The 26,993-nt window shown below is 61.6% G+C and carries 21 protein-coding genes; 11 read left to right on the top strand and 10 right to left on the bottom strand.

Features of this window, described 5'->3' with window-relative positions; all coding sequences use genetic code 11:
- The first annotated feature begins 12 nt into the window (after positions 1-12).
- From JJT62_RS09860 to JJT62_RS09850, 3 genes are all read left to right on the top strand, one after another.
- Complete coding sequence (locus JJT62_RS09860; protein ID WP_202072554.1) at positions 13-246, top strand: hypothetical protein; 234 nt, start codon at positions 13-15, stop codon at positions 244-246.
- 99 nt (positions 247-345) lie between these two features.
- Positions 346-1,932 (top strand): glucan biosynthesis protein, encoded by a 1,587-nt coding sequence (locus tag JJT62_RS09855; protein ID WP_202072553.1) that lies wholly within the window; start codon positions 346-348, stop codon positions 1,930-1,932.
- Positions 1,933-1,949: 17 nt separating this feature from the next.
- A complete protein-coding gene (locus tag JJT62_RS09850) occupies positions 1,950-2,849 on the top strand; it encodes an FkbM family methyltransferase (protein ID WP_202072552.1) in 900 nt (299 codons plus the stop codon).
- Positions 2,850-3,037: 188 nt separating this feature from the next.
- Here the strand turns inward: JJT62_RS09850 and JJT62_RS09845 are convergent, their stop codons facing one another.
- The gene (locus JJT62_RS09845) at positions 3,038-4,357 is read right to left on the bottom strand and encodes a glycosyltransferase family 1 protein (RefSeq protein ID WP_202072551.1); all 1,320 of its coding nucleotides are present in this window, start codon (positions 4,355-4,357) and stop codon (positions 3,038-3,040) included.
- A 302-nt stretch (positions 4,358-4,659) separates the two neighbouring features.
- On the opposite strand from JJT62_RS09845, the gene JJT62_RS09840 reads away from it, so the two are divergent.
- The gene (locus tag JJT62_RS09840) at positions 4,660-7,044 is read left to right on the top strand and encodes an EAL domain-containing protein (protein WP_202072550.1); all 2,385 of its coding nucleotides are present in this window, start codon (positions 4,660-4,662) and stop codon (positions 7,042-7,044) included.
- A 371-nt stretch (positions 7,045-7,415) separates the two neighbouring features.
- On the opposite strand, the gene JJT62_RS09835 is transcribed toward JJT62_RS09840, so the two are convergent.
- The 4 genes from JJT62_RS09835 to JJT62_RS09820 form a co-directional block, all read right to left on the bottom strand.
- The gene (locus tag JJT62_RS09835; RefSeq protein ID WP_202072549.1) at positions 7,416-8,627 is read right to left on the bottom strand and encodes a RimK family alpha-L-glutamate ligase; all 1,212 of its coding nucleotides are present in this window, start codon (positions 8,625-8,627) and stop codon (positions 7,416-7,418) included.
- Positions 8,628-8,721: 94 nt separating this feature from the next.
- Positions 8,722-11,799, bottom strand: a complete 3,078-nt coding sequence (locus tag JJT62_RS09830) for an efflux RND transporter permease subunit (RefSeq protein WP_202072548.1) — start codon at positions 11,797-11,799, stop codon at positions 8,722-8,724.
- A 128-nt stretch (positions 11,800-11,927) separates the two neighbouring features.
- Entirely contained in the window at positions 11,928-13,115 is a 1,188-nt protein-coding gene (locus tag JJT62_RS09825) for an efflux RND transporter periplasmic adaptor subunit (protein WP_202072547.1), read from the bottom strand.
- Positions 13,105-14,772, bottom strand: coding sequence for an efflux transporter outer membrane subunit (locus JJT62_RS09820; protein ID WP_202072546.1), 1,668 nt, complete (start codon positions 14,770-14,772; stop codon positions 13,105-13,107). Before JJT62_RS09820 ends, JJT62_RS09825 begins: the two co-directional genes overlap by 11 nt.
- A gap of 265 nt (positions 14,773-15,037) precedes the next feature.
- Between JJT62_RS09820 and JJT62_RS09815 the strand changes: the two genes are divergently transcribed.
- Positions 15,038-15,679, top strand: a complete 642-nt coding sequence (locus JJT62_RS09815) for a TetR/AcrR family transcriptional regulator (RefSeq protein WP_202072545.1) — start codon at positions 15,038-15,040, stop codon at positions 15,677-15,679.
- Positions 15,680-15,839: 160 nt separating this feature from the next.
- On the opposite strand, the gene JJT62_RS09810 is transcribed toward JJT62_RS09815, so the two are convergent.
- A complete protein-coding gene (locus JJT62_RS09810) occupies positions 15,840-16,181 on the bottom strand; it encodes a hypothetical protein (protein ID WP_202072544.1) in 342 nt (113 codons plus the stop codon).
- Between JJT62_RS09810 and JJT62_RS09805 the strand changes: the two genes are divergently transcribed.
- Both JJT62_RS09805 and JJT62_RS09800 read left to right on the top strand, forming a co-directional pair.
- Entirely contained in the window at positions 16,175-16,357 is a 183-nt protein-coding gene (locus JJT62_RS09805) for a DUF2933 domain-containing protein (RefSeq protein WP_202072543.1), read from the top strand. The genes JJT62_RS09810 and JJT62_RS09805 overlap by 7 nt on opposite strands.
- Positions 16,358-16,393: 36 nt before the next feature.
- Complete coding sequence (locus tag JJT62_RS09800; RefSeq protein ID WP_202072542.1) at positions 16,394-18,679, top strand: copper-translocating P-type ATPase; 2,286 nt, start codon at positions 16,394-16,396, stop codon at positions 18,677-18,679.
- Positions 18,680-18,711: 32 nt separating this feature from the next.
- Here JJT62_RS09800 and JJT62_RS09795 read toward each other — a convergent pair whose 3' ends face one another.
- Together JJT62_RS09795 and JJT62_RS09790 are read right to left on the bottom strand one after the other, a co-directional pair.
- Positions 18,712-19,161: a DUF6691 family protein gene (locus JJT62_RS09795; RefSeq protein ID WP_202072541.1), complete on the bottom strand. Its 450-nt coding sequence runs from the start codon at positions 19,159-19,161 to the stop codon at positions 18,712-18,714.
- A gap of 10 nt (positions 19,162-19,171) precedes the next feature.
- Positions 19,172-19,549 carry a YeeE/YedE family protein gene (locus JJT62_RS09790; RefSeq protein WP_246744814.1) on the bottom strand — a complete coding sequence of 126 codons (378 nt, stop codon included), beginning with the start codon at positions 19,547-19,549 and terminating at the stop codon, positions 19,172-19,174.
- Between the two features lie 228 nt (positions 19,550-19,777).
- Between JJT62_RS09790 and JJT62_RS09785 the strand changes: the two genes are divergently transcribed.
- A complete protein-coding gene (locus JJT62_RS09785; RefSeq protein WP_202072539.1) occupies positions 19,778-21,040 on the top strand; it encodes an OmpP1/FadL family transporter in 1,263 nt (420 codons plus the stop codon).
- Positions 21,041-21,496: 456 nt separating this feature from the next.
- On the opposite strand, the gene JJT62_RS09780 is transcribed toward JJT62_RS09785, so the two are convergent.
- On the bottom strand, positions 21,497-21,841 hold the full coding sequence (locus tag JJT62_RS09780) for a copper-binding protein (protein ID WP_202072538.1): 345 nt from the start codon (positions 21,839-21,841) through the stop codon (positions 21,497-21,499).
- A 403-nt stretch (positions 21,842-22,244) separates the two neighbouring features.
- On the opposite strand from JJT62_RS09780, the gene JJT62_RS09775 reads away from it, so the two are divergent.
- Together JJT62_RS09775 and JJT62_RS09770 are read left to right on the top strand one after the other, a co-directional pair.
- A complete protein-coding gene (locus tag JJT62_RS09775; RefSeq protein WP_202072537.1) occupies positions 22,245-22,670 on the top strand; it encodes a hypothetical protein in 426 nt (141 codons plus the stop codon).
- Between the two features lie 151 nt (positions 22,671-22,821).
- Complete coding sequence (locus tag JJT62_RS09770) at positions 22,822-23,559, top strand: hypothetical protein (RefSeq protein WP_202072536.1); 738 nt, start codon at positions 22,822-22,824, stop codon at positions 23,557-23,559.
- A gap of 268 nt (positions 23,560-23,827) precedes the next feature.
- Here JJT62_RS09770 and JJT62_RS09765 read toward each other — a convergent pair whose 3' ends face one another.
- Complete coding sequence (locus JJT62_RS09765; protein WP_202072535.1) at positions 23,828-24,058, bottom strand: hypothetical protein; 231 nt, start codon at positions 24,056-24,058, stop codon at positions 23,828-23,830.
- A 596-nt stretch (positions 24,059-24,654) separates the two neighbouring features.
- Here JJT62_RS09765 and JJT62_RS09760 point away from each other — a divergent pair.
- Entirely contained in the window at positions 24,655-26,973 is a 2,319-nt protein-coding gene (locus JJT62_RS09760) for a DUF1549 and DUF1553 domain-containing protein (protein ID WP_202072534.1), read from the top strand.
- Positions 26,974-26,993: the final 20 nt, after the last annotated feature.

Genomic DNA, 26,993 nt, shown 5'->3' with positions numbered 1-26,993 from the left:
CGAGAGCCGGACATGAGCCAGAAGCCGATCAACTACCTGCACCTTTCCACGCTGGTCGCCGTCGCGATCCTCGTCGGGACGGAGCTTGTCGGCGCATCCTGGGCGGCTGGCTGGGCGCTCGGCGGCCTGTTCCAGCTCGACCCGATGATCAGCCGCGGCATTGAGATCGTCTTCGCGGCTTTTGGCCTCATCGGCCTCTATTTCTTTATGAAGACCGCGATCCGCAACGAGCCGATCCGCGGCTGAGCGCGCCCAAGCCCTCGTTGAAGCGTCGAGCGTTCCGCCCAGAGAGCGCCGCATTGCGACGCCATAGGCTCCTTGGTTTTCGTCGATAGGGAACTTGAGATGATCGAGAAGCAGGACCGCCGTTCCTTCCTCAAAGTCGCGGCCGCGACGGGCGCGCTCGGCGCCGTCGGCGCCCGGCCGGCCGAAGCCGCGGCGTCGCGCATCTCCAATATCAAGCTCGGCGAGCCGACGCCCTTCTCCTACGAGGCGCTGAAGCAGGAAGCGCAGCGGCTCGTGAAGGAGCCCTATCGCAAGCCCAATATCCCGGCCCCGGAAATCACCTCGCAGATCGACTACGAGAAGTGGGGCCACATCACCTACAATACCGATCACGCGCTCTTCGCCGACACGAAGGAGCGATTTCCGATCGAGTTTTTCCATCTCGGCATGTTCTTCAAAAAGGCCGTGCGTATCCACGCCGTCGAAAACGGCGTGGCGCGCGAGGTGCTTTACGACACGAGCTATTTCAACATGCCCGAGGATTCCGTCGCGCGGCTACTGCCGCCGGGGGCGGGCTTCGCAGGCTTCCGAATCCAGGAATCGAAGGACGGTCCGCTCGACTGGAAGAAGAACGACTGGGTCGCCTTTCTCGGCGCCTCCTATTTCCGCGCGATCGGCGAATTGCGCCAATACGGGCTTTCGGCGCGCGGCGTCGCGCTGGACACCTGGCAGGCCGGCGCCAGCGAGGAATTCCCCGACTTTACGCATATCTATGTCGGGCCCGAGACCGAGGACGGCGTGGTGCTCCACGCGCTGCTCGAAGGCCCCTCGATCGTCGGCGCCTATAAGTTTCTCATGACGCGCGGCAAGGGCGTCGTGATGGACATCGATTGTGCGCTCTATCTGCGCGGCAAATTCACCCGCTTCGGCATTGCGCCCCTCACCTCCATGTATTGGTTTTCCGAGACCGTGAAGCCGACCGCCGTCGACTGGCGTCCGGAGGTGCACGACTCCGACGGCCTCAGCATGTGGACCGGCGCCGGCGAGCGCCTCTGGCGGCCCCTCAACAACCCCTCGCGCGTCGTCGCCTCGGCCTTCGGCGACGAAAATCCGAAGGGGTTCGGCCTGATGCAGCGCGACCGCAGCTACGACCATTACCAGGACAATGTCTTCTACGACCGCCGTCCGAGCGTCTGGGTCGAGCCGAAAGGCGACTGGGGCAAGGGCGCGGTGCAGCTCATCGAGATCCCGACCGACGACGAAATCCACGACAATATCGTCGCCATGTGGGTTCCCGATAAGCCCGCCGTCCCCGGCGCCGCCTTCGAATTTTCCTACCGCCTGCACTGGCTGGCCGACGAGCCCTACCCCGCCGGCCTGGCGCGCTGCGTCGCGACGCGGCTCGGCAATGGCGGCCAGCCCGGCAAGCCCCGGCCCAAAGGCGTGCGTAAATTCATGGTCGAGTTTCTGGGCGAGCCGCTCGCCAAGCTCCCTTATGGCGTGAAGCCCGAACCCATTCTCTGGGCCTCGCGCGGGGCCTTTTCTTACATCTATACCGAAGCGGTTTTCGACGGCGTGCCCGGCCACTGGCGCGCTCAATTCGACCTCACCGTCGACGGAACCGATCCGGTGGAGATGCGCCTCTTCCTGAAGAACGGCGATAAGGTGATCTCGGAGAACTGGCTGTATCAATATCACCCGTTCTGACGGGCGGAGGGGCGGAAATGACGACGCTGGGGGAGCTCGGAAAGAAATACGATGAATGGCGGCGCAAGGCTTTGCCGCAATCCGTCAATGACGCAGACTGGCGTCACGAGGAGACCCGAGCGCGCCTCATCGAGATAAAGGATTTGCTGCTCCCCCGTTTCCCGCAGAGCTCTGCGAGCGGGACTCAGGCGCTGCAAGACGAATTGCGCGCGACTCTACGCCTGCTCGAACCTCAAAAGGCGATCGGCGTCCCCAAAACGCGCGTCGGCTCGGCTGGCGACGGCGGCTATGTCCAGCTCGACGATCTTGCCGGCGTGATCCACGCTTTTTCCTTTGGCGTCTGTGACGACGACGCCTGGGATCTCGCGATGGCGCAGGCTGGCGTTCCGGTCGAGCAGTTCGACCACTCGGTCGAGAACGCGCCTTCCTCGCACCCGCTTTTGCGCTTCCATCGCAAGATGATCGCAGCTCAGCCCGGCCCGGACAGCGAGTCGCTTGCGGCGCTCGTCTCGGAATTTTCCAAGAGTGACGCGCCCGACTTGTTTTTGAAAATGGACATCGAAGGGTGGGAATGGGAGGTCTTCGACGCAACTCCCGACGAGCTTCTGGTCAAGCACGCGCAGATCGTGTGCGAGTTTCACGACCTCTCGCAGCTCGCTTCGCCGCAATTCTATTTTCGCGCCAAGCGCGTCCTCGAAAAGCTCCATCGCCTCTTTGCCGTGACGCATGTGCACGCCAATAATTGCGTCCCCTATAATCTCATCGCGAATATTCCGCTTCCCGATGTTCTGGAGATCTCCTTCGCCAGCCGCGCGCGCTATCGCTTCGAGCCGAGCCAGGAGACCTTTCCGACGCCCCTGGACGCCCCTTGCTCGCCGGATAAGCCTGATTACATTCTCGGGGCTTTCCGCTTCTGATACGAGGTCCGCTTAATCGGTTCAGTGTCATTCCCCACGCTCGCGCCGCCGCCGTCATTGCGAGGAGGCGGAGCCGATGAAACAATCCAGGACCGCATCGCCGCCCTGGATTGCTTCGCTTCGCTCGCAATGACGGACTCTCACGCGCCCGATGCGAGCTGTTCAAACGGAAATGATATGAGACGCGATCAACCGAGGCTGCGCTGATAGCAATCCTCGCGCAGCATCCTCATCAGCTCGGCAGCCGAGTCGCTCCAACTCGATGGGGGGATAACCGGCGCGTGTTTTTCCGCAGCAAGCATTTGGCGAATCCGCTCGACGAGACTCCCCGCGTCCAGAAGATCGAAATAACACGCGGCGTCGCCGCCGATCTCCCGAAACACGGCAATGTCGCTGGCGATCACGGGCGCGCCGAAATGCGCCGCTTCGACGAGCGGCAGGCCGAAGCCTTCGGCCATGGTCGGCAGAACCACCGCGCGGGCCTCGCGGTAGAGAAAAGCCAAATCCGCGTCGCTGGCGTTGTCGAGCCAGAAGAACCGGCGCCCCTTCTCGCGATGCCCCCGCAACCTGTCTTCGAAAGCCGCGGCGTTCCATCCCGGGCGGCCGACGATGATGTAATTCGCGTCGAGCCCCTCCGCCCAGAGTCTTTCGAAAGCCTCCAAAGCCACCGGATAGCCTTTCCGGGTTTCCACTGTCCCGACGCTGAGAAAAAACGGCGCGCGCCGCGCGAGCGCCTCGATCGACGGCGCGGGCGCTTTTTTGTCCTCTTGCTTGAAATCCGCGCCGAGGCGCCACCATCCCAGCTTCATGCCCTCCCGCGGCTTGCGCTCTAGCCCTTTCACATAGGTGGCGAAACGATCCGCGACGCTCTTCGAGATGGCGACAATGGCGTCGCAATCCAGCAGAACGCGATGCGTCCAGGCTTCGAAATTCGCGATCAGCGTGTGCGTGTAAAGTGTCGGATAAAGCAGCGGGAAGAGATCGTAGAGGCAAGCGACGATCTTTCCGCCCTGCGCCCGAAAATCCTGCAGGAGCTGCGCGTAATCGTCGAGCCGGTTCCAGCCGGCGTCGAGAAGCAGCAATATGTCGCCCTCTCGGCACTCGATCGTTTCGCCCCCCTCCCCGCAAGCCGCCACGAGCTTTCCGGCCTCCACGACGACGGGAAGCCCGAGGCCGAGCGCTGCGGCGTTGACGGAAATCTCCTTGACGACGCGCTGGATGCCGGTCGCCTTGCCGCTCGCCACGAGATCGGTCGCGTCGATGAGAATACGCGGCCCCGGCTGGAGCTGCACGGCGGCCGGAAAGATCGGCGCGCGAAATGCGCTGGACGCATTCGCCACATTATCGCGCTTCAGCAGTCTCGTGACGGTCCAGTACAATTCGCGAAAGCGCCGATAGACGATCCGCGTATAGGGGTCCATCTCATAGGCGCGCAGAAAGCATTCTTCCTCGAAGACCTGGCGCCGAAGATAATCGTCGATACGATTCTGAGCGTCGAAATCCGTCATGCGCCAACCTTCCGAAGGATCGGCCCCGCATAAGCGCATCGGCCGCCATTTGCAATCGCGGCCCAATAGCGCAGGGCTCCGCATTCGGGTTAACGCGCTCCAGCGCCATGGCCGCGCTTGGCGCTTCCGGCTACACCGAGGTTTTTCCAAATTCTTTTAACGTCGCTGAAGGCTCCTCCGATGATGCTCGCATGGGACTGGACAGGGGCGTTCCGCCCCTCGGCATGACGCCGCGCAGTTGACGGACATGAACGGCGCGGTTCGCCGCCCCGGCCCGCGACAGCCGGAGGCGAAACCCACTCATGCCTGTCATCTACGCTGGTATGGTTGAACAGCACGATCCATCGCTTGTCTTCCTGGCCGCGTGCGTTTGCGCGCTGACCGCGTTCGCCGCCATCGCATTGCTCGCGCATGCGGCCGAGACAGAGGCAGGAAAACGCCTGCCCTGGCTGTCCGTCTGCGCCACGGCAATCGGCCTCGGCGTCTGGTCCACGCATTTCGTCGCCATGCTGGCCTATTCCCCTGGCGTCGACCATGGCTACGACGCCGCCTTGGCCTTGGCCGCGCTCCTCGGCTCGATCGCGTCGAGCTTCCTCGCGTTCCGCCTGGCGCTTTCGGTGCATTTCAGATTCGCCGCGCCTGTCGCGGGCCTGCTTTTCGGGATCGGCCTGGCGGCGACGCATTATGTCGGCGCGACGGCTTTCAGGGTCGCCGGCCGCATGTCCTGGGATGGCGCGCTCGTGGCCGCCTCTGTGATCGCCGGCGCGGCCTTCTCGGCGCTTGGCCTGAGCCGCGCCCTTCGCGCGTCCTCGATGGCGGCGCGGTCAGCGGCGGCGGTCTTCCTGGTCGCCGCGATTGGCGGTCTCCATTTCACCGGCATGGCCGCCATGTCCGTCATTCCCGATCCGACGATCGCCATTCCTCCCAACGCGATTTCGCCATCGGCGATGGCGATCGTCAGCGCCGCGTCCAGCATATTGATCGTGACGTTTTCGCTGTTCGGCCTTCTGAACGAGAACGAGCGCCGGCGCCGCCTCGCGGAAGCCGAGCGCATGCGCGGGCTCGCGAACGCCGCCGTCGAAGGGCTCCTGATCTGCTGCAACGGCGTGGTCGTCACCGCCAACGACAGTTTCCTCGCTTTTGTCGACAGGGATCGCGCCTTTGTCCTCGGCGCCGATCTTTCCGTCTTCTTTCCCAAGGATAATGTTTGCGAAGCCGCCCAAGCGGCGCAGAAAACGCCGTTTGAAACCGATCTCGTTTGCGAGAGCGGCGGGCCGATCCGCGTCGAGCTGCTCTGCCGCACGATCGACTTCGAGGGTAGCCCCCATATCGCCATCGCCGTCCGGGATATTCGCGCCCGGCAAAAAGCCGAAGACCGCATCCGCTTCCTCGCGCATCACGACGTCCTGACGGGCCTGCCGAACCGAAGCAGCTATTACGACACGCTCGATTCCGAGATCGCCGCGTCGATGGATTGCGAACGCCGCATCGCCGTGATGCTCATCGACCTGGATCATTTCAAGGAAGTGAACGACCTCTTCGGCCACGCGGAGGGCGACGCGATACTCAAATCATTCGCGCGCGTCGTTTCCTCGGCGTTGGGCGGCGGCGCGACGCTCGCCCGGCTCGGCGGCGACGAATTCGCCGCGATCCTGCCCGGCATCGCCGATCGCGACGCCGCCGGCCGCGTCGCCCGGGCGATCCTCGACGCGATCAAAATGGAGAATGACAAGAACCGATCGCGCGCCGTCATGTCGGCCAGCATCGGCATCGCCCTTCATCCCGCCGATGGCGGCGACCGCGAAACGCTGCTCGCCCACGCGGATATGGCGCTCTATCAGACGAAGGCGGAAAAACGCGGCGGCTATCGCCACTTCGATCCAGTCATGGCGGCGCGCATTCGCGACCGCCGCGCCATCGAGCAGGATCTGCGCAACGCGATCGACGGCGACGAGCTGCATCTCGTCTATCAGCCCCAGACCGACATTTCGACGAATGAAATCGTCGGCTTCGAAGCCCTGTTGCGCTGGACGCATCCCTTCCGCGGCAACATTCCGCCAACGGATTTCATCCCCATCGCGGAGGAAAGCAGGATCATGCTCCGCCTCGACGAATGGGTGCTGGCCGCCGCCTGCCGCGAAGCCGCCAAATGGCGCAACCCGCTGTCGATCTCCGTCAATATTTCGGCCGCCAGCCTGCGCAACCGTCATTTCCCGGCGATCCTGCGCAACATCCTCACGGCGTCCGGGCTCGATCCCGCCCGCCTCGAATTGGAGGTCACGGAAACGACCCTGATCGTCGATTTCGAGCGGGCGCTCGAAACCATGCTGAGCGTCAAAGCCATGGGCGTCAGGATTGCGATGGATGATTTTGGCACCGGCTATTCGTCGCTGACCTATTTGCGGGCATTTCCTTTCGACAGATTGAAGATCGACCGCACCTTCATCGGCTCGGTCACGAACTGCGATCAGTCGGCCACCATCGTCCGCGCCGTGCTCGGTCTCGGGCGCAGCCTCGGCCTGCCCGTTGTCGCCGAGGGCGTCGAAACGCAGGAGGAGCTTCGCTTCCTCGCGGGCGAACACTGCGACAAAGCGCAAGGCTATCTGATCGGAAGACCGGCTCTCATCGACGCTTTCGTCAATATCGTCGACCGCGCGCCCAAGGAGACGGACAAGGCGGCCGCTTGAGTAGGCGTCGAGGTCCAAGTGTTGCGCAAATGCAAAAAACCCTCGTGCTGAGGAGGCTGCGTATTACGAGATCCGGGCGATTGGTTCGGCGCCATCCCGACGCTCGCGCCGTTTGGACACACAGGGACTCACCGCCGTCATTGCGAGGAGGCGGAGCCGACGAAGCAATCCAGGGCCGCATCGCCGCCCTGGATTGCGTCGCTTCGCTCGCAATGACGGGAGCTGGGTAAAACCAGCGTATTTGTGGCTCTGGATTCCCGCTCGGGCTTTCAGCCCGCGGGGAATGACGCGCTCCCGATGCGAGCTGTTCAAACTGAAATGGCAGCCGTCTCGAAGCGCGAGGGGCGTCGACGCCACTTCAGAACCAGCCGTCAGCGCTTCTGCGCTTTGGCCCGAAGCATTTTTTCGAAAGCGTCGAAAATCTTCTCCATCTGGGGCCGCTTATAGGGAAAGACCACTTCGGAATCGAGCGTATGGATGACCATCGCCGTCCCCGCTTCGAAGATCAGCAGCTTGCCGTCGCGCGTCTCGGAACAATCCAAAAGCAGGTAATCCAACCCCGTCCGGCGCTGCGCCTCCGCCAGGGCGACGGCGTGCCGTTGCGCAAATTCCGCGTCGAAGCTCGCCATGAAATGCGCTTCTTCCGCACGGTTCGCTTCGCTGTCGAACATGTCCGCGTTGAGATAATGGACCATCCAATTTTTCGAGATCGCCATATGAACGGCGTAAGGGACGCCCTCGATCATCACGATCCGATATTTGCGGAACAAGCCGTCGCCGCTGCGGTAATCCACGAAGGGCGCGACATAGAACTGCGAGGCGGATTGCTCGTCGAGGAACGCCAGTATCGCTTCCGCGCTCTCGATCTTACGCAGACCGTCGCCCGCATGGGAGCCCACCGGCCGTGCGATGATCGGATAATGGACCGGCGCCTCTCCCTTCGCCATGGCGACGAGGCGCTCGCGATCGACGCGCGCATTGGCCGGAAAGGATACGCCGGGCGCGTCGTGGAGAAGGCTCCACGCGCCGTCGCGCGTCAGTCGCGCAATCAGGCTCGGTTGATTGACGAGCTTGCGCGCCGACGCCCGCATCGCCCCGTCGATCTTCTCCAGGATGGTCTGATTGGCGTCCATCTCCGCTACGGCGACAAAAATGACGTCATGCTCGGGCAGCGCGGACGGGAAGTCGTCGTCGGGGCTCAAATAAAGCGTTTCGAGCGCCACCTCGCGGCTTTCGACGAGAAACTCGATCGGCGTATTCGACATGAAGTCGCCCGGCGCCGCCAGGGCGAGCACGCGTAGCGGATCGATTGCCTTCGGCGCCAATGGCGGCTGAAATCGCCGACCTCGCTGCAGCGCCGCGGCCTGAAAGCGGTTCGCAGATTCGAAATTGCCGCTCAGCCTCTCGATGATCGATAAATCGAACAAGGCGCCCGCGTCGCTTCGCGCCGTCTTCTGCAGGAGCTCCGTCTTGAGCGGCTCGAGATCGCGCCCATTGGCGACCATTCGCGCAATCGTCGCCAGTCCCAGGATCGGCGCAGCGCATTCGGGTTCACTTTCGAGCCCACCGACAAACCTGGTCACGACGCTTCCCTTCTCGCTGCGTTTTCGCTCCAGACCATCTGCGCTCGCGCTGTCTTCAGGCTGGCGAGGGCTCCGCCGAGCCCTCGCCGCCGTTTCATGCGCCCGCGAGATGCGATGCTTCCGGTTGCGCGGCCGAAGCCGCACGCGCATGCTTTGCGGCGAGCGCCAGATAGACCGCCGGCAGCACGAACAATGTGAACAGCGTGCCGAGCGATAGTCCGGACGCGATCACGAGCCCGATATTGTAGCGTGAGGCGGCGCCCGCGCCGCTCGCCGTAATGAGCGGCAGAACGCCGAGCACCATCGCCGCCGTCGTCATCAGAATGGGTCGCAGGCGGATGGAGGCCGACTCTATGATCGCCTCCCGCCGCCCCATGCCGGAAGCCTGCAGCTCATTGGCGAACTCCACGATCAATATGCCGTGCTTGCTGATCAGGCCCATCAGCGTCACCAAGCCGACCTGCGTGTAGATATTGATGCTGGCGCCCCCGAAACCCAGCATGATGAAGACGAGCGCCCCGGCGATCGACATCGGGACCGAGACGAGGATAATCAGCGGATCGCGGAAGCTTTCGAACTGCGCGGCGAGGGCGAGGAAGATGATGATGAGCGCAAATCCGAAAGTTGTCGCAAAGCCGCCCGACTCCTGAACGAACTGACGCGACGGCCCGGCGTAGTCGACGATATAGCCGGGCGGCAAGACGCGATCGGCGATCTCCTTCAACGTATCGAGCGCTTCGCCGGCGATGACGCCCGGCGCGGCGACCCCCGAGATGGTGACGGCGTTCGCCTGCTGAAAGTGGTTGAGAGACTCGGGCTCGGTCGTCGAGCGCAGCTTGGCGACAGTCGACAGAGGCACCGACGACCCGTCGCCGGTCTTGATGTAATAATTCAAGACCTGATCGGCGTTGAGCCGGAAGCGTTGGGCGACCTGCGGCACAACTTTATAGGAACGGCCGGCGAGATCGAAATATTGAGTATAGCCGCCGCTCAGCGCCATGGTCAGTGCGCCGCCGACATCGTTCATTCTGAGGCCGAGCTGCGCCGCCTTCTCGCGGTCGATGACGAGCTTTTCCTGCGGCTGGTCGATCTTGAGGTCCGTGTCGAGAAACATGAACTTGCCGGTCGCCATCGCCTGTGACAGCAGATCGCGCGCCACGCCGTCCATCTTGTCGAAGGTGTCCGGGCTCTGAATGATAAATTGGATTGGCAGGCCCATCGCTCCCGGCAAGGGCGGCTCCTGGAAGGCGACGATGCGCGATCCCGGAATCTCAGCAAGCTCGCCCTGGATGATGCGCTGGAGCTCGCCTGCGACGGTGTCGCGCTTGTCGGCCGGCTTCAGCACCATGCCCGAAAGATTCATCGCGGCCGAATTGATCTGGAAGACGCTGGCCGTCTCCGGATGTTTCGCCAGAACCTTGTAGAGCTGATCGCCATAGAACAGCTTTTGCTTCAGAGTCGCATTCGGCGCCGAGGTCGATTGCGCGAGAATAAGCCCCTTGTCCTCTTCCGGCGCAAGCTCGCTTTTGGAGTTCGCGTAAAGCCAATAGGTGCTCAGCAGCACCAGCGCGCCGAAGGTCAGCGTCACCGGCATATGCCGCAGCGAGGCGTCGAGGAGATGGATATAACGCTCGCGCAGGCGGTCCATCGTCTGGTCGATCGCCGCCACGATCCGCGCTTCCAAGGTTCCAGGCTGGGGAACCCTGAGGATCGCCGAGCAACTCACCGGCGAGAGCGTCAAAGCGATGATCGCGGAGACGGCGACCGCGCCGGCGAGCGTGAAGGCGAATTCGACGAAAAGGGCGCCCGTGAGTCCACTCTGAAATCCAATCGGGACATAGACCGCGATGAGCACGATCGTCATGGCGATGATCGGACCGGTCAGCTCACGCGCGGATTGCAGCGCGGCGTTGAATGGCGTCATGCCATCGGCCAAATGGCGGTTGACGTTCTCGACGACGATGATCGCGTCGTCGACCACGAGCCCGATCGCCAGCACCAGCGCCAGCAGAGTCAAAAGATTGATCGAGAAGCCGAAGGCGAGCAGGATCGTGAAGGCGCCGACCAGCGAGAGTGGAATCGCCACGATCGGAATCAGCACCGACCGCCACGAGCCAAGAAACAGAAAAACCACGCCGGTCACGATCAGGACCGCCTCGACAAGCGTGTGGACGACTTCGTCGATGGAGCTGTTCACGAAGTCGGTCGAGTCATAGACGATTTCGCTCGTGAGCCCCGCAGGCAGCGCCTTCTCGATCTCGGGATAGACGGCCTTCACGCCTTTGATGACGTCGAGAAGATTGGCGGTCGGCGCAATCTGGATACCGATATAGACGGCCTGTTTTCCATTGAAAGACACCGAGGCGTCATAGTCATCCGATCCGAGAGTCACATTGGCGACGTCCCTCAGCTTCACATTCGCGCCATTGACCTGCTTGACGACGAGATTGCGAAACTCCTCGAGCGAATGCAGCGACGTCGACGCCGCCAAATTCACCTGCACCATTTCTCCCTTGGTCATGCCGAGACCAGCGATATAGTCGTTGCCGGAAATCGCGGCGGAGATTTCCGTTGCAGTAAGCCCGTAGGCGGCGAGCTTTTCGGGGTCGAGCCAGGCGCGAAGCGCGAAGGTCTTGGCGCCGATGAGTTCGGCGGTCTGCACCCCGGTCACGGACTGCAGCCGCGGCTGCACGACGCGGATCAGATAATCGGTGACCTGACTCGGCGAGAGGATGTCGCTTCGAAAGCCGATATACATGGCGTCGGTCGACTGCCCGATCTTCACTGTGATGACGGGACGCTGAACATTGGCCGGCAATTGATTGAGCACCGAGTCGACCTTGGTGCTGATCTGCGTCAGCGCCTTGCCGGAGTCGAAGTTCAACCGCAGATAGGCGGTGATGGTGCTCGTGCCGATCTGGCTCGTCGACGTCATATAGTCGATGCCGTCAGCCTGCGCGATGACGTTCTCCAGCGGCGTGGTGACGAAGCCCGCGACCGTCGCGGGATCGGCGCCGAAATATTGCGTGGAGATGGTGACGACGGCGTTTTGCGTGCGCGGATATTCCAGCACTGGCAAAACGCTCAGCGATCGCAGACCGAGCACCAGAATGAGCAGGCTCACCACTGTCGCGAGGACGGGGCGGCGAACGAAAATGTCGGTAAAGGACACGGGTTGTTCTCCCCCTTAGCCCGCTTTCCGCTCGCATGGATTCATGCGAGCGATGAGAAAGCGCGCTGATGCAAAAAGCTGGAGCGCATTCTTTTCGCAAAAGTCTGTCCACTTTTGCGACATGCGCTCTAGCGGTCGATGGGCTTCGGATCGGGATTGACGGGCGGCTGGGGCGTATTGCTGATCTTGAGCGGCACGTCGTTGCGCAGCTTCATTTGACCGGCGGTGACGACGACCTCGCCGGCTTTGAGACCCTCGACCACCGCAATCTCGTCGCCGCGCGTCGCGCCAAGCTGCACGAAGCTCTGCCGCGCGACGAGGCCGCCGCTCTCGCCATTCGCCGCCTCCCCTGCCGAAGCGTTCTTCTGCGCAAGAAAGACCGAGGCGCCATAGGGGGCATGAACGATCGCCGTCTGCGGGACGGTGACAAGCTGCTCGGGCTTGCCGACGGCGATCGAAACAGAGGCGAACATGCCCGGCCTCAGCTTGCGATCGGGATTGGGAAAGGTGGCGCGTATCTGGACGTTTCGGCTACCCTGATCGACCTTCGAGTTGATGGCCGTGATTTTTCCGGCAAATGTCTGGCCAGAATAGGCGTCGACCGAGGCTGTCACGCCCTGCCCGACGTCGAGGCCGTTCAGATTCTGCTGCGGCAGCACGAAGTCCAGATAAAGCGCGTCGATCGCTTGCAGGGTGACGACCGTCGCGCCTGCGCTCAGATATTGCCCGATGTCGACCGAGCGAATGCCGAGCCGTCCCGCGAAGGGCGCGCGCAAAGTCTTCTGCGCGATCACGGCTTCCTGCTGCGCCACCTCGGCTTTGGCGCTCCTCAAATTGGCAAGGTCGGAGTCGACCGTCGCCTGGCTGACGGCCTTGAGCTTCAATTGCGCCTGGTCGCGGCGCAGATTGATCTCGTTGAGCTCCGCCGTCGCTTTGAGCGATTCGAGCCGCGCATTGTCGGTGTCTTTGCGCAGCTCCAGAAGAATCTGGCCGGCGGCGACGTCCTCGCCCGACTTGAACAATATTTTCTCGACGACGCCGGAGGCTTCGAGCGCCAGGTCGGCGCCGCTGACGGCCCTGAACGTGCCGATCGCCGCGAGCGTCGGCCGCCACTCCTCCAGCTTCGCGGTCGTGACCGAAACGGTTTGCGGCGGATTGGCCATCGAGGCGAGAAACCGCCCGATCATGATCGACCGAAAAGCGTTGAAACCGTATAGGCCGGCGAAGACGAGGCCGACGCTCGCCAGCATGATGAGCATGGGCTTGAGCGACGATCCGAAACGGTCTTTTGCAATTGTCCGAGCGCTAGTGAGCATTGGTTGACTCCTCCGCCTGCGCGCGCAACGCGGCGGCTATCGGCGACATGGAAATGGGATCGGTGGGCTTGGCGCGAGCGGCGGGCGTTTCGTCGTTTCGATTCCACCAGCCGCCGCCCAAGGCTTGCAGCAGCGCCACCGTGTCGGAGAAACGCGCCGCCTGGGCCTTCACGCGGTTGAGGCGGGCGTTGAGCAGGCTCTGCTCGGAATTGATGACGGTCGGATAGGTCGTCGAACCGGCGCGATATTGGACCTGCGCAATCTGGAAGCTTTCGGCGGCCGCCTTCTCGGCCGCAACCTGCGCCCGCAGCGTCGCCGCGTCATGCTTGATCGCCTGCAGCGCGTCGGCGACATTCTGGAAGGCGGTGAGAACCGTCCCCTGATACTGCGCCGTCGCCTGCTCGAAAGCGGCGACCCTCGCCTCGCGCTTATGGAACAATCCCCCGCCGTCGAAGAGCTGGCCGGAAACGGAAGCGCCGAGACTATAGGCCATGGTTTGCGGCGTGAAGAGCTGCGCCGCCGTCAGCGCCTGACTGCCGCCGGAAGCGGAGAGCGTGAGCTGGGGCAACATATTCGCGGTCGCGACGCCGACATTGGCGCTGGCCTGATGAAGCTGACTCTCGGCGGCGAGAATGTCCGGGCGCTGCCGCACCAGCTTCGAGGGGACGCTGAGCGGCAAATCCTTGGGCAAATGCAAATTTTCGAGGTCGATCGCCTCGCCTTTGTCCTCATTGGGGAAGCGACCGAGATAGGCCATCAACTGATTGCGCGTTTGCGCCCGCGCCTTCTGCAAGGGCGGCAATGTCGCCTCTGCCTGCGCCAACAATGTGCGCTCGGAAGTGACGTCGGCGAGACTGACGGCGCCGAGATCGAACCGCTTCTGGAGAATATCGAGCTGGGCGCGATAGTCGGAGACGAGCCCCTCGGTGACCTTGATCTGCTTGGCATAGGACGCGTCGGAGATGGCGGCCGAGATCACATTGGCCGTCAAAGCGAGATAGGTGGCCTCCAGTTGGTAACGCTGATATTCGGCCGCGGCCGCGTCGCCCTCGACCGTGCGGATTGTCTTGCCGAAAACGTCTGGCGTGAAGGAGACGGCGACATTGGAGTTGAACAGCGTATAGAGCGTCGAGAAGGAAGAGCTCGAGCCCGACGAACCATATTGCGCCGGAGAAAGCTGCTGGCGGGTAACGCCGCTGGTCCCTGTCGCGGAGGGCAAAAAGGACGCCGCATCGGCCTCCAGCGTCTCGCGCGCCTGACGCAGCGCGGCCTCGGCCGACGCGATATTGGGGTGATTCTGGACCGCCTCCTCGACGAGCGCCGAGATCTGCTTGGAGCGGAAAAGCTTCCACCATTCTCCCGGCACGTCGCGGCCCAGTTCGAACCGTTGCCCGGCGCCCCCTGGCGTCTGCGAATCTGCAACGCTTTTCGATAGTTTTCGGGCGTATCCGGCGCCCTCGGGCGCGGCTGGCTCAACGAAATCAGGCCCGACCGCGCATCCGCCGAAAGTGGCCGCCACAGCGCAGGCGACGAAAGGAACGGCGCGCCTGATCGCCGGAGCCCTCCCCGGCGGCGACTCGTCGCGGTCCAGCTCTCGTCGGCCACCACGGGCACGCAGCCGAGAGGCCGCTGAAAAATAAATAGTTGCGTGCGCCATTGAACCTACTCAAGATTAAACTGAACCGTTTAGTTTGTGAGAATATGCTGCTGACCGGCGGCCAAGTCAATGCTAAACTGAACGGTGCAGTTTAGGAAAAATTCCCGTAAGCAGGAGTGAGAAAATGAAATTTGATCGCACTCATCCTGTTGAACAGGATAAAGAAAAGGCCGGCGCGCGCCCCGGGAAGGGCGAAGGTCGCCGCGAGACGGAGGGGAACGTCGCCGATGGCGAACAAGCGACATTTAGGCTCGGATCTTTCGGCATGAACGCATCGACGCCAGATCCAATGCATGCGCCCGAGCATTGCTCGAGCCCTAAAGAGGCGCAGATCGTGAATGCGGCGCGTAATGCGTTTCTCCAGCAGGGCTTCTCGGAAACCAGCATGGAGGCGATCGCGCGCGCCGCAAATGTGTCGAAGGCGACGCTCTACGCCTATTTCCCCAGTAAAGAGGCTCTATTCAGCTATCTGATCGGGCACGAATGCGAAGCGAAACGCATCCTCTTCACAGCGCCGTCCTTCGAAGACGGCATCGAGGGGGCGCTACGCACCATGGGCATGAAATTTGTGATCCATTTTCTCATCAAGGACGAGACGGCCTTTTTCCAGGCTGTGTCCAGCGAACGCGCGCGTTTTCCCGAACTGTGCCGTCTCTATTTCAACACTGGGCGAGAGAGGGCTGTGGATTTCGTCGCCGCTTTTCTCGAAGAAGCCAAGGCGACGGGCGCGCTGGCCTTCGACGACGCCCATGTCGCGGCAAACCAATTTCTCAATCTCGTATTGTGCGATCTGCCGATGCGCGTCGCCCTGGGCCTCGACCTCCCCAACGAAGCGGAAGCGCAGAAAGTGATGGAGGCAGGCGTTTCGACCTTTTTGAAGGCCTTTCAGCAAAGGTCGCAAACATAGAGCCCCTGAAACGCTTTGCGGCGCGCGGCGCGCTTTCATTGAAATCCGCTCAGTTTTTTTACCAAGGGATATGCGCCTCTGCGCCCCGCTACCAGCGAGAACAGATCGAAGTGATAAATTTGCGCCGGCGCCGATCGTATGGAACCGCGCATGGGGTCCGTTAAGAGTATTGAGCGCGCAGCATGTCATACGAAATCCGCTCGATTTGTTCGGCGCTATCCCCGACCTCGCGCCGTTTGAACACATAGGAAATCACCGCCGTCATTGCGAGGAGCGAAGCGACGAAGCAATCCAGAGCCGCACCGCCGCCCTGGATTGCTTCGCTTCGCTCGCAATGACGGGCTCTGGGCAAAACCAGCGCTTTCGTGGCTCTAGGTTGCAAGGCGAGCGGCAACAGCCCGATTTGCTCCGCAACCTCAGCTATTTGATAATCGAGCCGATTTAGCGCGACAATAGGCCCTCTTTCATCGCGACGACCGATCGTGGAGACCAACGATGACAAAAGCGCCCCTGCTCGCCATCTACGCCCTGGCTGCGGCCTTTCTTCTTTATTGGCATTGGCGGCATGTCCTCGACGCCTTACCGTTCCTCGTGGTGCTGGCCTGCCCGCTCATGCATCTCTTCATGCATCACAACCATGGAAGCCACCACAAGAGGCGGCCAAATGATGACGTCTAATTGAGCGACGAGCCCCTTTGTCAGGAAGGCATGGCGATGACTCCCCAACATCCTGTCGATCATTCCGGGCATGGAAATCATCACGGACATCAGGGGCGCCAACATCCGCCGGGCGTCGAGGGGCCCAGCCGCGAGCGTCTAGAGCCGCCCGCCGCGGCCGACGCGGGCGTCATCTACACCTGCCCGATGCACCCGCAAATTCGCCAGGCTGGTCCCGGCAATTGCCCGATCTGCGGGATGACGCTCGAGCCTCTTGTTACGACGGCCGATGACGTCCCGAGCGCCGAGCTTACCGATATGACGCGGCGGTTCTGGATTGGACTCGTCCTCACCGTCCCGGTGGTCGCCCTCGAAATGGGCGGCCATTTCTCAAATCTCCATCACTACTTCGCGCCACAAATTTCGACCTGGGCCCAATTCGTCCTCGCCACGCCCGTCGTCCTCTGGGCTGGATGGCCGTTCTTCCTGCGCGGTGCCAGATCGCTCGTCACGCGCAGTCTCAACATGTTCACCCTGATCGCCATGGGCACGGGCGTCGCCTGGGTTTACAGCGTCGTCGCCACTTTTGCGCCGTCGCTATTCCCGCCCGCCTTTCGGAATCCGGACGGTTCGGCGCCGATCTATTTCGAGGCGGCGGCCGTCATCACAGTTCTGGTGTTGCTCGGCCAAGTCCTCGAATTGCGCGCCCGCGAGCAGACCGGGGGCGCCATCCGCGCGCTGCTCAACCTCGCGCCCGTTACGGCGAAGCGGATCAAGGAGGATGGGTCCGACGAAGAAATCGCGCTCGACCAGATTCACGTCGGCGACAGGTTGCGCGTGCGCCCCGGCGAGAAGGCGCCGGTCGACGGCGCGCTGCTCGAAGGCCGCAGCTCGGTCGATGAATCCATGGTCACTGGCGAGTCCATGCCGGTGACGAAGAGCGTCGGCGACAAGGTTATCGGCGGGACGCTCAACCGGACGGGGAGCTTCATCATGCGGGCCGAGCGGGTCGGCGCCGATACGATGCTGTCGCGCATCGTCGACATGGTCGCCGCCGCCCAGCGGAGCCGCGCCCCCATTCAGCGGCTCGCGGATCAGATTTCCGGCTGGTTCGTGCCGCTTGTGATCCTCATCGCAATTCTCGCTTTCGCCGCCTGGGCGGTTTGGGGGCCCGAACCGCGAATGAGCTATGGCCTCGTCGCCGCCGTCTCGGTGTTGATCATCGCCTGCCCCTGCGCGCTTGGCCTCGCAACGCCGATGTCGGTGATGGTGGGCGTCGGACGCGGCGCGCAATATGGCGTGCTCATCAAAAGCGCCGAGGCTTTGGAGCGTTTCGAGAAGATCGATACGCTTGTCGTCGACAAGACCGGCACGCTGACCGAAGGCAAGCCCAAGGTCACAGCCATTCGTCCCGCCGCCGGCGTGAGCGAGAACGCGCTCTTGATCGTCGCGGCGAGCCTCGAGCGGGCGAGTGAGCATCCGCTGGCGCAGGCCATCGTGGAAGCCGCCCTCTCGCGCGGCCTGCCGCTGAGCGAGGCCACGGATTTCGACTCGCCGGTCGGTAAAGGCGTCACCGGCCGCATCGGGGCGCAATTCGTCATCATCGGCAACCGGCGCTTCCTCGCCGAGCTCGGCGTGGATACGAGCGCGCTCGATCGTGACGCCGAGCGTCTGCGCGAGGACGGGGCCACGGCGATTTTTGTGGCGATCGACGGCCAGACGTCAGGCATCCTCGCCATTTCCGACCCCATCAAGGAAACGACGCCCGAGGCGGTGAAGGCGCTCTATCGCCAGGGCGTCTCGGTCGTGATGCTCACCGGCGACAATTGGACGTCGGCGCGGGCTGTGGCCAAGCGGCTTGGAATCAAGGACGTCGAGGCGGAAATTCTCCCCGAGGATAAAAGCAAGGTGGTCGCCCGCCTGCGTCAGGCCGGTCGCGTCGTCGCCATGGCGGGCGATGGGGTGAACGATGCGCCCGCCCTTGCTGCGGCGGATGTCGGCATCGCCATGGGAACCGGGACCGACGTGGCCATCGAGAGCGCCGGGGTGACCCTGCTCAAAGGCGACCTGGGCGGGATCGTGCGCGGCCGCCGGCTGTCGCGCGCCACCATGCGGAATATCCGCCAGAACCTCTTCTTCGCCTTCATTTACAACGCGGCCGGCGTGCCGCTGGCAGCCGGCGCGCTTTATCCTGCATTTGGCTTGCTGCTCTCGCCGACAATCGCCGCCGCCGCCATGGCGCTGTCGTCGGTCAGCGTCGTCGCCAATTCGCTGCGCCTGCGCCAGACGCAGATCGAACCTCAGCGCCTATTGGAAATGCCGCCTTTCCCGGGAAGCGCGTGAAGCGATCGTTCGAAGTCTTTAACCAATCCCGCTCAGCTGTCTTGTACGATGGCGGCAGGGCGAGCAGGCGGCGACAAAAACAGCAGAAAGCGCTCCACCCCGAAGCCAGCGACCATGGCGGCGAAGAACACGATCGCCTTTGGGTCGAGTAAGCCCAGATTGAACACGGCCGGCCCCGGGCAAACGCCCGCAAGCCCCCATCCGACCCCGAAAACACCCGCCCCGGCGAGGAGCGCGGGATCGATTTTTCGAGAGGATGGCCGGCTGATTGCGCATCCCAGATAGGACTGCCGGCGTTTTGCCGCCAGCCGGAAAGCCGGCAGCGCGATCAAGATCGCTCCGCCCATGACGAAAGCCAGGGATGGATCCCAAAGACCAGCAAGGTCCAGGAAGCCGAGCACTTTTCCAGGGTCTGTCATGCCGGCCAAATAGAGGCCGCAACCGAAGATCAGACCAAGCGCAAAGGTGATCGCAAGGCGCATCGTTTCCCTTTCAGTTGAAAACATGGCGGATGAGGAACACCGTGGCCATGGCGGAAGCCATGAACATTATTGTCGCAGCCAGCGAGCGCAGAGACAGTCTGGACAATCCGCAGACGCCATGGCCGCTCGTGCAGCCGGCGCCGAGACGCGATCCAAAACCTACGAGAAGCCCGGCGGCTGCGATTGTTCCGTAACCCGCATCAAAGTCTGGGGGCGTCGGCGCCTTGGCGAGGCCGATAATGAGCGGCGCCGCAACGAGGCCGAGCAGGAAAGCGACGCGCCAGTCCCAGTCTCCACGCCTGGGCTGAACAAGCCCCCCGAGCACGCCGCTGATCCCTGCGACCCGCCCGATCAAAAGAATCGTCAGCCCCGCGGAAAGACCAATCATCGCGCCGCCCGCAAACCCGATTGCCGGTGAAAAATGCGCCCAGTCAATTTGCATCCGTCTGTCTAACCTCTGAAGGACCGACCGTGAGCGTCAGTGTGCGGGTGTTGCCCAAATGTTACATACATCGCGCTTTTAGTCTATAATATTTATAGACCAAATCACGAATGAAAGGCTGTTGAGATGAAACGGTTCGGCTGGCCTCTGCTATTTGCCCTCATGGCGGCAACCATGACGCCACACGAGGTCGGCGCGACGGAAGGCTATTTCCTCGAAGGTTATGGGACGCGCGAAAAGGGCGTCGGCGGCGCAGGCGCAGCCGACTCCCGCGATCCGCTCGCCCTATCCATCAATCCGGCGGGGCTCGTGGATGTCGGGCATCAATATACCCTCGGCCTCACCGCTTTTTCGCCCGATCGCGGTTACCGGACCTCAGGGCCAGGCTTCGTCGCGCCTGGGCATGTGCAGAGCGGACGCGGCCTCTTCCCGATCCCGAACGGCGGCTACAGCAGGCCCATCGACGAAAAATCCGCGTGGGGCGTCGCCGTCTATGGCAATGGCGGCATGAACACCACCTACTCCGCGAATTACGCAAGCCTCTTCTATGGAAGTCCGATGTGCCGGCAGACGGGCGTCTATTGCGGCCGCAACGCCGGGGTCGATTTGAACCAGGCGTTCCTCACCGCCGGCTACGCGCAGCGTTTCGGCAATCTCTCAATTGGTTTTGCGCCGGTGCTCGCTGTACAAATCTTCAAGGCGCGAGGGCTGGCGGTGTTTGGGCCGTTCTCCTCGGCTCCAAATGAGCTCAGCGACCATAGTTATAATTGGTCTGTCGGCGCGGGCGTCCGCGCCGGCCTGCAATATCGGCTGACCGACAGGCTGCGCATCGGCGTCGCAGGTTCCTCGCCGATCTGGATGTCGCCTTTCGAAAACTACAAGGGTTTATTTGCAAACGAGGGCGACTTCGACATTCCGGCGAATGTGACGGCTGGCGTCGCCTATGACGCCCTGCCGACGCTTACCTTGCTCGCCGACTGGAAGCATATTTTCTATTCGCAGGTTCCGTCGGTGGGAAATTGGTCGACGTTACAAGCGCCGATGGGCGTGATGAACGGGCCCGGCTTCGGTTGGAGCGACATCGACGTCGTCAAAGTCGGAGCGGAGTATCGCGGCTTTGAAAAACTCGCGCTTCGCGTCGGCTACAGCTACAACAACAGCCCGATCAACTCACGAGACGTCACGCTGAATATTCTCGCGCCGGCTGTCACCAAGCATCACATCAGCGGCGGCCTCAGCTATTACGTGACGCCGTCGTCATCCATCGATCTTGCAGCGGTGGTGTCGCCCCAGGGGACGGCTTCGGGAATTGAACGAACGCCGCTGGGGCCCAATCCGATGCGGACGATCAATATCTATCTTTCCACATTCGAAATAACGGCCGGCTGGACGCAGCGTTTCGACGTGGCTCCGGCGCCCGTCGCAGCTAAGATTTAGAGCTCAGTCGGGCGGCGTTTTGCCGTCCTCAATTCCCAGTATTGAGAGCTTGCCAGCTCGGCTGGCAGGCTCTCTCGAAAGCGCCACTAGAGCGCATTCCGCAAAGTGATGGACTTTCGCGAAAGCGCGTTAGCGGCAGTTCCAGACCCAGCCCTGAACTGCGTCCCAGTCCCAACAGACGTTGTGAACATGGCGGCCCGTTTGCTGGCTCCAATCGCGGTGCCCATGCCGCCAGTGGCCGCCGATATGCTGCATCGCACTATGTTCTCGATGCTCCTCGCTCTGCGCCATCGCCGGAGCGGTGAAGGCGAATAGGGACGCTATGATAGAGAATATGAACTTGCGCATTTCATCCCCCTTCAATCCGAGCGTTGCTGCTCGCGGGAATAATGGGGGCTTGCGAACCAGCCTTCAACCATGAATATTGACGCACTTATAACTTGGGCGCCGCGGGGTTTATTGCACACGTTGAATCTGGTCGATCACATAGCCCTGTGAGGATTTGGAGAGAGTAAAGGTAACCTTGGCGCCGGGCCCAAGCCCTTCGAGCCTCACCCCGGGCGCGACTTTGAACGCCATGGTCATTGGCGGCCATTTTAGCTCGGGGATCGCCTCATGCGTAATCCGAAGCTGACGCTCCTCCTCGTTCACCGCCTCGACGACCCCTTGTCCGGTCGCCTTCTCTACCGCCTCCGCGATTTGCGTGCGGCCCGGGCTCTGCGCCGCGACCGATGAGACGCCGGCAAGCGCCAGCCCCAAGGCGGCCGCCAGTTTGAGAACTTGTCGCAACGCTGTTTCCATCACCGTCTCCCTTGGCTAAACGGATGGGCCGGTTCTTTCCAAAGCCGGTAGTTTGCGTTTTGTTCCGGCCCGGCGTTCTCGAAAGAACGCATGGCGCGACAAGGGCCGTGAGGCGAAGCTAATGCGTCACCAACGAACGAAGCGCTATCAAATCCATGATTGATTGAACGGCGCCAGACGCGGTTTGAATCGGCCGATAACTCGCGAGCCTCACCGCAATCGTCGCGATTGACTCGCCTTCCGGTTTTTCCTACCATTATTATAGGCTTTAGATTCAGCGGCTCGGTTTTGGCGCCGAGTCCAACCCGCCTCCCACGATCGTGAGGGGTGCGATCAGCCGAGACTTGGAAGGCGAGGAGGCCACGTTCTCTCGCCACCATCTGCTCCATACCGAGGGTTCACCATGCCTGAGAAATGGGAATACCAGTTGCGCTTCAAGCTATCGCCGGAGTTGGCCGAAGTCGCTCGCGGGGACGTTAATGACGGAAGGTTCAAGCCGATCGCCGAAGTATTGGCGCGGCACAAAGCCTCTGCGATCAGCCAGTTCGACGCCTTCGCGAATTATGTCGCCCAAGCCGAACAGCATGGCGTCGATGAATATCCGCTTTACCAATGGACCAAGGCGACGATCGAAAATCCCGAAAAGAAAGCTAAGCACTCCACGGCTTTCGCTGTCTATGTCGGCGGCGATGAAGTCTATGACGAGGCTCGGGCCAATGCGCTCGAACGAGATTTGCGCCCCTTAGTCGAGGCGGGCCTTCTTCTCGCATTAACGAAGCACGACACCAACCCAGCGAACAATCCGCAGCCGCCGGCGCATTTGATATGAGCGCAACGCGCACGCGGCTGTAGCATCGGGGTTATATCGACTTCGTTTTCCCCTTGCGCCAAGAACCTCGCTTTTACGTTTCGACGGATCGCATGTTGTCTCATGCTCGATCCGATAAGAGCCTATACCCTTTCAATTTAGGAGAACACTCATGACAAGCGCTGCTGCGGTTATTCCCGAAAACAGTCGACGCATTGGGGATTGGCTCGTCGGTCTTGCTCTTCTTCTCTTGGTCGTTGGCTTTGCGCCGACGTTCTATCTGAAACCCGTTTTCGAGGCTGGGAAGCCGCTGACGCTACTCGTAATCGCTCACGGTGCGGCGACGACGGCCTGGATCGCCGTTTTCGCTTTTCAATATTACACGGCAGGCGCCGGATCACGGGAAAGACACAAGACCGTTGGCGTCATCGGCGCAGTCCTTTTCGGACTGGTCGTCGCATTGTCGCTCGTCACTGCAGTGGCTCGGGTCGCTTCCGCGGACCCGAAAATATCGGGGCTCGCGCCTTTGACCGGTCTCGCTTATCCTTTTTGGGTGCTCGTAGAGGTCACGTTTTTTGGTGTCGGGGCTCTCGTCTCGATCCGCCGTCCGGATTGGCATCGTCACTTTCAACTGGCCAGTTTCTTTTCCTTCATCGCGCCCGCGACCGCGCGCGCGTTGCGTTTCGTCATTCCTGCTGGGCCCGGAGTGACCTATGGTTCGTTGCTGATTTCCATCCTGCTCTATGCCGGCGCCAGCGGTCTCAAAGATGTTCGTTCGGGCAGAGTATCGCGCGCGGCTCTGGTCGCCCTCGGCGTTCAGTTCTTGACGCTCCTCCTGCTTTTCTTCAGCTTGGATGCGGCGCCCCTATGGCTTCAGTTTGCTTCCGCCCTCACGGGATACCCGCTGTAGCGCCTAGGACAGGAGTCCAGGCGTCGCCGCCAGCGCCAATTCCGAATGTTGATCAGGCGGAGCGAAGCCGGCAAGAAACAAGAAGGACGCGCCAGACTTCCGCGCTTCTTGCGTCGCTAATTCTACGAAGCGCACAGTCGCTCCGACGCGGGCGGCGTAAAGACTCGAGGTCCAGCCGCCGCCGATCGCCGCCATAAGCGACAACGCCGCCTGAGGCCGCCCCGTCCGATTGCTTGACGCTGGGCGGCGAAGGCGTCCGACTGCGTTGTCACCTAACCGCACCCTCCTGATAGCGCTTGAGCAAGATGCTGAGCGTCTCGCCCCCGCGACGGCGGCGGAACTGCCGCAGGCCGACGACCAGCCGCCAATAGATCACTGTATAGGGCGCCGCTGCAGCGATCCAGAAAACGCCGTCGAGGACGCGGTGATGATCCTCTGGGGCCGTCGACCGCGGCGCGCGCCCCGCTTCGGTCACGAAGGGCTCAAGTGACCCCCTCATCACTCATCAGTGGCCGAATAGACGCCGACCTCCCTTAGAGGGAAATGTTGAACCAGCGATGCCCCCATCGAAAACATCATTGGGATACCGAACGCGGTCGAAAGCATGTTTTCGGACGTCGCAGTGACCAGCGCTCAGGTACCGAGAGTGCAGCGTCGACTGCGAGCTTACGTCAGGTAGGAGATTCGAGATGGAGCAGGAGGCCCCTGTTTGAATGCCGAGCTATTATCTATTTATAAAGTAGGATTCTACATACGTGACCTCGTCAGCACAGCAGCGGAAAAGTGAATTAAATTCTTAGATTCAAACATTTAAATATCACATTGAGGCAGCAGAGTCTGCGCTGCAAGGGGAATTGACTCGTAAACTGTACCTTTTTAGTATGATTTAGGTCCCACAGCGCTCAGCTCCTGTTTCGTCGGGAAGAGACGATCTTTCTGTCGCAAGCACCAAAAGAAGCGGACGCGCTCAAGTATCTCCGTCTGGCAGTAAACGATGCTGATCGCGCCGTTGCCCACCATCGCTCTCCCGAGAAACGAAACACGCACGCCCTCGGCCCGCCCGTTCTTTCCAATATCATCAAGGAAATCGAAGAGATGAAACATCCGGCAACAAAGGTAGGACTCGCTCTTCTGCTGAGCGTCTCGACCGCCGCACTCGCGATAGGCGCCGACTCGAAACCCCTTCCCGACGCCGCGCCCGTCGCCAACGCGCCCACGCGCGCGCCGCACTGGGCTTATCAGCCAATCCGTATTGCCGGCGCGCCGGCGGTCGCCAATGCGCAATGGGTCCGCACGCCAATCGACGCTTTCATTTTATCAAAAATTGAAGCGGCAAAGCTGACTCCCTCGCAGGATGCTGACCGCGCGACCTTCATTCGCCGAGCGACGCTCGACATTTGGGGCCTTATTCCCCAGCCCGAGGAAGTCGCCGCTTTCGTCAACGACGAGTCGCCCGACGCTTATGAAAAGCTAGTCGACCGTCTCTTGGCCTCGCCGCATTACGGTGAGCGTCAGGCGCGACGTTGGCTCGATCTCGCGCGCTACGCGGACAGCGGCGGGTTTCAGAACGACATCACACGTCCTAATTTCTTTCGCTATCGTGATTGGGTCGTCCAGTCATTTAATAACGACAAGCCATACTCGCGTTTTATCCAAGAACAGATCGCCGGCGATGAACTTGCACCCGGCGATCAAGACGCACTCGTCGCGACGGGATTCCTTGCAAGTTACGCCGACAATCCGAACGCGCGTGATCTTATCAATCGCAAATACCAAATCACGACGGACATCGTCGACACCATCGGGACTGCGGTTCTCGGCACGACGATAGGATGCGCTCGCTGCCATGATCACAAATCGGATAAGCTGACGCAGAAGGATTATTTTTCGCTCCAGGCCTTCTTCGCCAACACGTCCTTCAATGCGAAATTCCCTGCCGCCAAGGGCGCACAAGAGGAAGAGTTTCTCAAGGCGCAGGCGATCTACGAGGCAGCCGCGAAAGACATCCTCGAGCGCCAGAAGGCGATCATCGAGTCGGTCCGGGACAAGGCCACACAGTTCTACAAAGAGCGCTTCAACCCGGACGCCCGCGCGTCGATCGTAAAGGCAAAATCCGAGTGGAACGCCCTCGACAGGTGGGTGAATTATCGCGCCGAGACCGTGACCGACCAGACGGCGCTCTCCAATTATATGCGCGATATCGCGAACGACGAGAAGAATCCAGACCGCACGCCCGAGATCGTCGCGAAATGGCGGGAATATTCAAAACTCAATGAAGAGTTGAAGAAATACGAAAAACTGAAGCCGACGCGCGGGTCGGACACTTTCACGGCGGCGACTGAACTTGGCCATCCGGACGCGCCTGCGACCTATGTTTTCTTCGGCGGCAACCATGAGCGCCCGCTGGACGAAGTTCAGCCCGCCTTCCCGGAGGCAATCAGCAAAGAGAAGCCCGACATCAGGCCGAGCGCGACATCCTCCGGCCGCCGCACCGCACTCGCCAACTGGCTGGCGAGCCCGAGCAATCCGTTGACTGCGCGCGTTCTGGTCAACCGTGTCTGGAATGAATATTTCGGCAAAGGGATCGTCGGGACTGTGAGCGATTTCGGCAAAGCCGGCGACAAGCCGACCCATCCCGAGTTGCTGGATTATCTCGCCGACAACTTCGTGAAGGAAGGCTGGAGCATCAAGAAGCTGCATCGCCAGATCTTGCTCTCCAGCGTCTACCGCCAATCTTCGGCGCAGCGTGACGAGGTTGCCGCCGCAGATCCCGAAAACAAGTTGCTGGCCTCCTTCCCGAGAAAGCGTCTGGACGCCGAGCAGATCAGGGATTCCCTTCTCGTCGCAGCCGGCAAGCTCGACGACTCCCTCGGGGGGCCCGCTGTGTTTCCGCCGCTGCCTGCCAATTTGAACGTCGGCCCTGCTTGGGAGGCGTCCAACGACCCCCGTCAGACCAATAGACGCAGTATCTATATCTTCGCGCGCCGCAGCGTGCCCTATCCGCTGCTCGAAACTTTCGACCTCAACAATACGCAGCAAGCGCATAGCAAGCGCGACGTCACAACGACCCCGTTGCAGGCGCTGACGCTCGTCAACAATGATCTCGTTTTTCAGTGGTCCCAGGCGCTGGCGGGTCGTGTGATCCGCGAGGGAGGAGACGACGAGTCGGCGCGGATCGACCGTCTGTATCAAATCCTCTTCGCCCGCCATCCGGACGATTACGAAAAGGGCGTGCTGAAGGTTTTTCTGGACCAACACGAAAAAGTGATCGCGAGCAAAGCCTCGGAGGGGAGATTCACGATCGCCGAGCCGACCGGCAAGGATGTGAAAATTTCCGACCCGATCCGTACGTCGGCTTTCGTCGATCTCGTTCATACGGTCGCGAATTCGAACGAGTTCATCTACCGCTTCTGACACATAGCCATACTGAAAAA

It is taken from the genome of Methylocystis sp. Sn-Cys (assembly GCF_016745395.1).
Classification (GTDB): Bacteria; Pseudomonadota; Alphaproteobacteria; order Rhizobiales; family Beijerinckiaceae; genus Methylocystis; species Methylocystis iwaonis.
This window is presented reverse-complemented; position numbering and strand designations above follow the sequence as displayed.